General features: G+C 63.7%; 9 protein-coding genes. All 9 read left to right on the forward strand.

Annotated elements, in window-relative coordinates; all coding sequences use genetic code 11:
* A partial coding sequence (locus VLR48_RS17425; RefSeq protein WP_325293015.1) for a hypothetical protein occupies window positions 1–94 on the forward strand: 94 nt, incomplete at its 5' end.
* Complete coding sequence (gene nuoE, locus VLR48_RS17430; protein ID WP_325293009.1) at window positions 94–621, forward strand: NAD(P)H-dependent oxidoreductase subunit E; 528 nt, start codon at window positions 94–96, stop codon at window positions 619–621. The genes VLR48_RS17425 and nuoE, both read left to right, overlap by 1 nt.
* Window positions 622–625: 4 nt before the next feature.
* Entirely contained in the window at window positions 626–1,909 is a 1,284-nt protein-coding gene (gene nuoF / locus VLR48_RS17435) for an NADH-quinone oxidoreductase subunit NuoF (protein WP_325293010.1), read from the forward strand.
* Window positions 1,910–2,070: 161 nt separating this feature from the next.
* Window positions 2,071–4,473 carry an NADH-quinone oxidoreductase subunit NuoG gene (gene nuoG, locus VLR48_RS17440; protein ID WP_325293011.1) on the forward strand — a complete coding sequence of 801 codons (2,403 nt, stop codon included), beginning with the start codon at window positions 2,071–2,073 and terminating at the stop codon, window positions 4,471–4,473.
* A 7-nt stretch (window positions 4,474–4,480) separates the two neighbouring features.
* Complete coding sequence (gene nuoH, locus VLR48_RS17445) at window positions 4,481–5,515, forward strand: NADH-quinone oxidoreductase subunit NuoH (protein WP_325293012.1); 1,035 nt, start codon at window positions 4,481–4,483, stop codon at window positions 5,513–5,515.
* 14 nt (window positions 5,516–5,529) lie between these two features.
* Window positions 5,530–6,021: an NADH-quinone oxidoreductase subunit NuoI gene (nuoI, locus tag VLR48_RS17450; protein WP_414718625.1), complete on the forward strand. Its 492-nt coding sequence runs from the start codon at window positions 5,530–5,532 to the stop codon at window positions 6,019–6,021.
* A gap of 209 nt (window positions 6,022–6,230) precedes the next feature.
* Complete coding sequence (locus tag VLR48_RS17455; RefSeq protein WP_325293013.1) at window positions 6,231–6,884, forward strand: NADH-quinone oxidoreductase subunit J; 654 nt, start codon at window positions 6,231–6,233, stop codon at window positions 6,882–6,884.
* Window positions 6,881–7,186 carry an NADH-quinone oxidoreductase subunit NuoK gene (gene nuoK / locus VLR48_RS17460; RefSeq protein ID WP_093187331.1) on the forward strand — a complete coding sequence of 102 codons (306 nt, stop codon included), beginning with the start codon at window positions 6,881–6,883 and terminating at the stop codon, window positions 7,184–7,186. Before VLR48_RS17455 ends, nuoK begins: the two co-directional genes overlap by 4 nt.
* A 75-nt stretch (window positions 7,187–7,261) precedes the next feature.
* A partial coding sequence (locus tag VLR48_RS17465) for a proton-conducting transporter membrane subunit (RefSeq protein WP_325293014.1) occupies window positions 7,262–7,954 on the forward strand: 693 nt, incomplete at its 3' end.

The following is a 7,954-nucleotide window of genomic DNA, read 5'->3' on the forward strand; positions in this document are numbered from 1 at the left end:
CGCGCTTGACGAAATGGCCAAAGGCCATATGCTCGCCGACGTGGTCGCGATCATCGGGACGCTGGATATCGTATTCGGGGAGATCGATCGCTGATGAGCTTTCGCAACGCGCCGCTTGCGGTCATTCACGATCGCGATAAAACGACCCTGTTCACCCCGGAGATTCGAGAGCAGATCGATATCTGGATCGCCAAGTATCCGGCCGAATGGATACAGTCGGCGGTGATGCCGGCGCTGACCATCGTGCAGGATGCCAACGGCGGTTGGTTGACGCCCGAGCTGATGAACGACGTCGCCGCCTATTTGGATATGCCGGAGGTGTCCGTCTACGAGGTCGCGACCTTCTACGGCATGTACGATCTGGAGCCGCAGGGTCGACACAAGGTCTGCGTCTGCAACAGCGTCTCTTGCCTGCTGCTGGGTTCCGAAGAGCTGATCGAGCATGTCGAGCACAATTACGACGTGCGTCTGGGCGAGACCACGGCCGACGGTCGCTTTACCTTCAAAGAGGTGGAGTGTCTCGGTGCGTGCCGTCATGCGCCCGCGGTGTTGGTCGACAAGACCTATCACGAGAACCTTTCGCCCCAAGCGCTCGACAAGCTGATCGACGAGTTGGAGTAGGCCGATGGTCCCGAATCAGAACAGCGTCTGTTTTCGCAACATGCACCTGGATGCCAAGATCCGGCACACCTTGGATGCCTATCGCAGCCTGGGCGGCTATGTGCAGTGGGAGAAGATCCTGCGCGAGCGCCCGGACCCGGCCGACATCATCGAAGAGATCAAGCTCTCGGCGCTGCGCGGCCGCGGCGGTGCAGGCTTCCCGACGGGCCTGAAGTGGAGCTTCATGCCCCGCACGGCGCCCGGCCAAAAGTACATCGTCTGCAACTCCGACGAGGGCGAGCCCGGGACCTGCAAGGATCGCGACATCCTGCGCTACAACCCGCATCAGTTGATCGAGGGTATGGCGATCGCCGGCTACTGCATCGGGGCGACCGTCGGCTACAACTATATTCGCGGCGAGTTCTACGAGCCGATCGAGCGGTGCGAGGAGGCGATTCGCGAGGCGTACGCGGCGGGTCTCCTGGGCAAGGACATTCAGGGTTCGGGCGTTGATTTCGACCTCTACAACCACCTCGGTGCCGGTGCCTACATCTGCGGCGAGGAGACCGCACTCCTGGAGTCGATCGAGGGCAAGAAGGGACAGCCGCGCTTCAAGCCGCCGTTTCCGGCCCAGTTCGGTCTCTATGGACGTCCGACCACCATCAACAACACCGAGTCGCTGGCCTCCATCCCGGTCATCCTGGAGAAGGGCGGGAAATGGTTTTTGGAGCAGGGTCGCCCGAACAACGGCGGTCCCAAGCTCTTCTCGGTCACCGGGCATGTGGCTCGGCCGAACAACTTCGAGGTCCCTCTGGGTACGCCCTTCCGGGATCTACTCAAGCTGGCCGGCGGGATGAAGGACGGTCGTGCGCTCAAGGCCGTGATCCCCGGCGGGTCATCCGTTCCGGTGGTGCCCGGCGACGTCATGATGGATGTGGACATGGATTACGATTCGATCGCCAAGGCCGGCTCAATGCTGGGCTCGGGCGCCGTGATCGTGATCGCCGAGGGGACCTGCATGGTCAAGGTCCTGCACAACCTGTCGCACTTCTACATGCACGAGTCCTGCGGTCAGTGCACACCCTGCCGCGAAGGCACCGGCTGGCTGGAGCGTGTGCTGCGCCGCATCCTGGACGGCAAGGGCCGGCCGGGCGATCTGGATCTGCTCGACAGTGTTGCGGGTCGGATCGGCGGGCGCACCATCTGCGCCCTGGGCGATGCCGCGGCGATGCCGGTACAGAGCTTTCTCAAGCATTATCGACACGAATTCGAGCACCTGATCGAGCACGGCCAAAGCATGGCAGCCTAGACCTGCGGCCTGATCCGAATCGGGGCGAGCGCGGCTCGCCGTCGTCGCCCCGGAATCGCAAACTTGTAGAATGGCCCCGTTCGCGCGAGCGAGCAGGTCCGAGAACGCGCGCCGAAGCGGTGCGCGACACCCGGCCCACGGGCGCCGATCGAGAGAGCTGAATGACGGACAAGATCACGATCGAGATCGACGGCCGCACCTGCGAAGCGGCGCCGGGAGAGATGATCATCGCGGTCGCGGACCGCGTGGGGATCACCATCCCGCGTTTCTGCTATCACAAGAAGCTGTCGATCGCGGCGAACTGCCGCATGTGCCTGGTCGAGGCGGAGCAGGGCGGTCGCCCCTTCCCCAAGCCGGTGCCCGCGTGCGCCACGCCGGTCGGCGCGGGCATGAAGGTCCTGACGCGCTCGCCCAAGGCCATCGATGCCCAGCAGGGGACCATGGAGTTCCTGCTCATCAACCACCCGCTCGACTGCCCGATCTGCGATCAGGGCGGCGAATGCGAGCTACAGGATGTGGCGATGGGCTACGGCGGCGACGTCTCGCGCTTCTCCGAGCGCAAGCGTGTCGTCAAGGACGAGGATCTCGGTCCGCTCATCGCCACGGACATGACCCGCTGCATCCACTGCACGCGCTGCGTGCGCTTCGGTGCGGAGATTGCCGGTGTGCGTGAGCTCGGCGCCACGGGCCGGGGCGAAGAGATGCGTATCGGGACCTTCGTCGCCCATACCGTGACCCATGAGCTCTCGGGCAACATCATCGATCTCTGTCCGGTCGGCGCACTCACATCCAAGCCCTATCGCTTCACCGCGCGGGCCTGGGAGCTGACCGATGCCGACAGCATCGCCCCGCACGACGGGGTCGGCGCGAACATCCGTCTGCATGTGCGCGGCGGTCGCGTCATGCGGGTGCATCCGCGGGACAACGAAGCGGTCAACGAGACCTGGATCTCGGACCGCGACCGCTTCAGTTACGCGGGTCTGAACTCGGAAGACCGCCTGACCGCGCCCATGATCAAGACCGAAGGGGTCTGGCGCGAGGTCGAGTGGCAGGAGGCTCTGACCGCGGTCGCCGAGCGTCTCAAGTCAGCCGATGCGAGCCGTATGGGCTGGCTGATGGCCCCGAATGCGACGCTCGAAGAGCTTTATCTGGCGCAGCGGGTCGCGCGCGGTCTGGGTTGTGCCAACATCGATCACCGGTTACGGCAGCAGGATTTCAGCGGGGATGCCGCCGATCCGATGCTGCCTTGGCTGGGCCTTCCAATCGCCGATCTGGAGACGCGCGAGGCGATCCTCCTGATCGGAAGCGAGATTCGTCAGGAGCAACCGCTGCTGGCCCATCGCATCCGCAAGGCCGCGCTCGAGGGTGCGACCATCGCCTGCGTGAACCCCTTGACCTTGGCGCTGACCCATCCCGCCCGGCAGTTCGTCGGGACGCCGGCGCAGATGGTCGCGGATCTTGCGGCGATCGCCAAGGCGCTGGGCGCCAAGGCGTCCGGGGCACTCAAGACGATCGTCGGCTCGGCCAAGCCCGACGATGCGAATCAGGCGATCGCCGACGCTTTGCGTGCCGCGGGCGAAAGATCGACCGGCGCCATCCTGCTGGGTGCGCTGGCCACCGCACATCCGGACTATGCGCTGCTCAAGGCGCTGGCCTATCGGATCGGCGAGTTGAGCGGCGCCGTCGTGGGTTTTCTTCCGGCATCGGCGAACAGCGTCGGTGCCCATCTGGCCGGTGCCGTGCCGCAGGGTTTGCCCGGCGGTCGGCCAGCCGAGCCCAAGGGCCTCGGGGTCGGCGAGATGCTGCGTGCACCGCCGAGCACGTTGGTACTATGGGGGCTGGAGCCGGATCGGGATCTCATTGACCCCGCACGGGCGATCGCCATGTGCGAGGCGGCCGATCTGGTGATCGCCTGCTCCGCATTCCGCTCGCCGTCGCTCGAGGCCGTTGCCGACGTGCTGCTTCCGATCGGCGCCTTCGCGGAGACCTCCGGGACCTTCGTCAACGCGGGCGGTCTCTGGCAGCGGTTTCAGGGAGCCGTCGCGCCCCCCGGCGAGGCCCGTCCCGGCTGGAAGGTGCTGCGTGTGCTGGGTAATCTGCTGGATCTTCCCGGCTTCGAGTATCGGGATGCAGCGCAGGTGCGCGACGAGCTCGCCGCAATGTGCAGCGATGCCGCACTCGATAACGCCCCGCGCGGGGACTATCCGGCGGTCTCGAGCGGCACGACCGCCGGCCTGATGCGCTTGGGCACTGTGCCCATCTATGCGCTGGATCCGCTCGTTCGGCGCGCGCCGGCCCTGCAGCGCACGTCTGTTCAAGGGGCGGCCTTCGGTGTCTATCTGCATCCGGAGCAGGCGCGCGGCGATGGACTGAGTGCCGATCAGACGGTCTTGATCATTCAGAACGGCCACGAGGTCGAGGCCACTGTCTTCCTGGACGACGCGATCGCGATGGGCTGTGCGCGGATCCCGGCAGCCGTGACCGGAAGCGGACGGCTGGGCGCGCAGATGGGCCCGGTCGAGATCAGGCCGTGGTTCGGCGAGACGGGCAGCGAGGCGGGATGAGGCAATGATGATCGAACTATGGAACGCGCTTCCCGTGGTGATCCAGATCCTGATCAAGATCACCGCGATTGTCCTGCCGCTCCTCGGAATGGTGGCCTATTACACCTTGGCCGAGCGCAAGGTGATCGGCTACATCCAGGTTCGCATCGGGCCGAACCGAGTTGGCTGGCGCGGCTCGCTGCAGCCGATCGCGGATGCGGTCAAGCTGATGATGAAGGAGATCGTGATCCCGACCAAGGCCGACAAGGTCCTGTTCCTGTTGGCGCCGATGATCGCGATCGCGCCGGCCCTGGCCGCGTGGGCGGTGTTTCCCTTCGACGAAGGTCTGGTGCTGGCCGACATCAATGCCGGCCTGCTCTATCTGCTTGCGCTGACCTCGCTCGGTGTCTACGGCATCATCATCGCGGGTTGGGCGTCCAACTCGAAATATGCCCTGCTCGGCGCCATGCGCTCGGCGGCCCAGATCGTGGCCTACGAGATCGCCATGGGCTTTGCGTTGGTCGGTGTCCTGGTGGCTGCCGGGAGCCTTAATCTGGGTGCGATCGTCGCGGCCCAGGAGGGCAACCTCCTGACCTGGTTTTGGCTGCCGTTGCTGCCGCTCTTCGGCGTCTATCTGATCTCGGGTATCGCCGAGACCAACCGTGCGCCCTTCGACGTGGCCGAAGGCGAGTCCGAGATCGTGGCCGGCTTCCATGTCGAGTATTCCGGGATGGCCTTCGCGGTCTTCTTCCTCGCCGAATACGCGAACATGATCCTCATCTCGGCGCTCTCGGCCCTGCTCTTTATGGGCGGCTGGCTGTCGCCCTTCCCGCAGGCGTGGGTCGAGGGCAGCCTGCTGCTGGGCGACGGCTTCCATTGGCTGTTGCTCAAGACCTTCTTCTTCATGTTCGTATTCTTGTGGTTACGGGCGACTTTCCCGCGCTATCGCTACGACCAGATCATGCGTCTGGGTTGGAAGGTGTTCATCCCGATCACGATCGTCTGGATCCTGGTGGTTGCGCTTGCGGTACTCGCCGAGCTGCCCCCTTGGTGGTCCGCCTGAGCCGGAGACGACCGATGCTGAAAGCCACACGCGAGTATCTCCAAAGCCTCCTGATGGTCGAGCTCTTCAAGGGCTTGAGCCTGACCGGCGCTTATCTGTTCAAGCGCAAGTTCACGGTTCAGTACCCGGAGGAGAAGGCCCCGATCTCGCCACGTTTTCGCGGCCTGCATGCCTTGCGGCGCTATCCCAACGGTGAGGAGCGCTGTATCGCCTGCAAACTCTGCGAGGCGGTCTGCCCGGCACTGGCCATCACGATCGAGGCCGAGCCGCGCGAGGACGGATCCAGACGGACGACGCGATACGACATCGATCTCTTCAAGTGCATCTACTGCGGCTTCTGCGAGGAATCCTGTCCGGTGGATTCGATCGTCGAGACCGGCGTCTATGAGTATCACTTCGAGAATCGCGGCGAGAACATCATGACCAAGGAGAAGCTCCTCGCGATCGGGGACAAATACGAGGCGGACATCGCCGCGGCACGCGCCCCGGATGCGCCTTACCGCTGAGCACGATGGTCGCGGGAGCGCGACCGGCTGCGCAGGATCGCCCGATGATACGGGCATGATGCGCGGGGCTTCGGGGCTTTCGTCGACCCGCGTGCGGTGCGTCGGGGCTCTATCGATCAGGTGGCAATCAGAGCGCGGTCAGGCGCCGATCGGGCACTCGGTCGGCGCTCATTCGGCCATTGCGGCTAACCAAGGCATTCGGATGAATCATGGGCTTTGAAAAATTCCTCTTTTATGTCTTCGCGGCCATAACCCTAGTCGCTGCAGGGATGGTGATCACGCGTCGCAACCCGGTCCACGCCGTCCTCTATCTGGTGCTGGCCTTCATCAGCAGCGCGGCCCTCTGGATCCTGCTCGAAGCGGAGTTCCTCGGGATCGTGCTGGTTCTGGTCTATGTCGGCGCGGTCATGGTGCTCTTCCTCTTCGTGGTCATGATGCTCGACGTCGATATCGCGACACTGCGCGCGGGCTTTATTCGTTATTTGCCGATCGGTGCGCTCATTGCCGTCGTGCTTGCCCTCGAGATCTTCCTGATCGTCGGTCCGGCTAACTTCGGATTGCAGCAGTTCCCCTCGCCCGTGCCTGCGGGCCCCGGCGTGAGCAATACCGAAGAGCTGGGTCTGCTGCTCTACACCCTTTATGTCTATCCGTTCGAGATCGCGGCCGTGATCCTGCTTGTCGCCATTGTTGCCGCGATTCGCTTGACCCTGCGTCGTCGGCCGGATACCAAATATATGGATCCGGCAAAGCAGGTGAGGGTCAAGAAGGGTCCGGACCGGGTTCGTATCGTCAAGATGCCTTCCGAGAGTGCCGCGGTTCCGGCCGTCGCTGCCTCGGTTGCACCACAGGAATCGACCGAATGATCGCGCTCTCAGATTATCTGATCCTGGCCGCAGGGCTCTTCATGCTGGCGGTCGCGGGGATCTTCCTAAATCGCAAGAACGTCATCCTGCTGCTGATGTGCATCGAGCTGATGCTGCTCGCGGTGAATATGAACTTCGTCGCCTTTTCCCATTTTCTCGGGGATATGACCGGGCAGGTCTTCGTTTTCTTCATCCTGACGGTGGCGGCGGCGGAGGCTGCGATCGGGCTTGCGATCCTGGTGGTGGTTTTCCGGAGTCAGCAGACGATCAACGTGGAGGATCTGGACAGCCTCAAGGGATAGCGCGGACGGCGTCAACGCGTCTGCGTGACTGGCGGGTCGATCCGGATCACATCAAGCGAAAGAGCGAACTAAACAGTGGAAAACGTCTACCTGACCATCGTGCTTGCGCCGCTCCTCGGCGCCATCCTCGCCGGCTTTTTCGGCGGCCGAATCGGCCGGCAGGGCGCGCATGCGGTGACCATCGCTGGCGTCGGGCTCTCCACGGCGCTGTCGCTCATGGTGCTCGCGCGATTCGTCTGGGGTGATCTGCCGGTCTACAACGAGGCCGTCTATACCTGGATGGTCTCGGACGGGATCCGCTTCGAGGTGGGTTTCCTGGTCGACCGACTCACGGCGCTGATGATGGCGACCGTGACCTTCGTCTCCTTGATGGTCCATATCTACACGATCGGCTACATGGCCGACGACGAGCACAACTGGCCGAAAGGTGCGCTGACCGGCAAGAACAGCTATCAACGGTTCTTCAGCTACATCTCGCTCTTCACCTTCTCCATGTTGATGTTGGTCATGTCCAACAACTTCATGCAGCTCTTCTTCGGGTGGGAAGCGGTCGGTCTGGTCTCCTACCTGCTGATCGGCTTCTGGTCGACGCGCGAGACGGCGATCTTCGCCAATATGAAGGCCTTCCTGGTCAACCGCGTCGGCGACTTCGGCTTTATCCTCGGTATTGCCGCGGTGGGTATGTACTTCAACAGCATGGACTATGTCGAGGTCTTCGCCGCGGCGCCCGCGCATGCCGAGACGCAGGTTGCGCTGTTCGGCGGCGTT

It is taken from the genome of Thiocapsa sp. (assembly GCF_035467215.1).
Classification (GTDB): Bacteria; Pseudomonadota; Gammaproteobacteria; order Chromatiales; family Chromatiaceae; genus Thiocapsa.

Excerpts from the sequence above, each read along its gene's own strand:
- nuoE (WP_325293009.1), top strand. The coding sequence starts at position 94 with ATGAGCTTTCGCAACGCGCCGCTTGCGGTCATTCACGATCGCGATAAA.
- nuoF (WP_325293010.1), top strand. The coding sequence starts at position 626 with ATGGTCCCGAATCAGAACAGCGTCTGTTTTCGCAACATGCACCTGGAT.
- nuoG (WP_325293011.1), top strand. The coding sequence starts at position 2,071 with ATGACGGACAAGATCACGATCGAGATCGACGGCCGCACCTGCGAAGCG.
- nuoH (WP_325293012.1), top strand. The coding sequence starts at position 4,481 with ATGATCGAACTATGGAACGCGCTTCCCGTGGTGATCCAGATCCTGATC.
- nuoI (WP_414718625.1), top strand. The coding sequence starts at position 5,530 with ATGCTGAAAGCCACACGCGAGTATCTCCAAAGCCTCCTGATGGTCGAG.
- VLR48_RS17455 (WP_325293013.1), top strand. The coding sequence starts at position 6,231 with ATGGGCTTTGAAAAATTCCTCTTTTATGTCTTCGCGGCCATAACCCTA.
- nuoK (WP_093187331.1), top strand. The coding sequence starts at position 6,881 with ATGATCGCGCTCTCAGATTATCTGATCCTGGCCGCAGGGCTCTTCATG.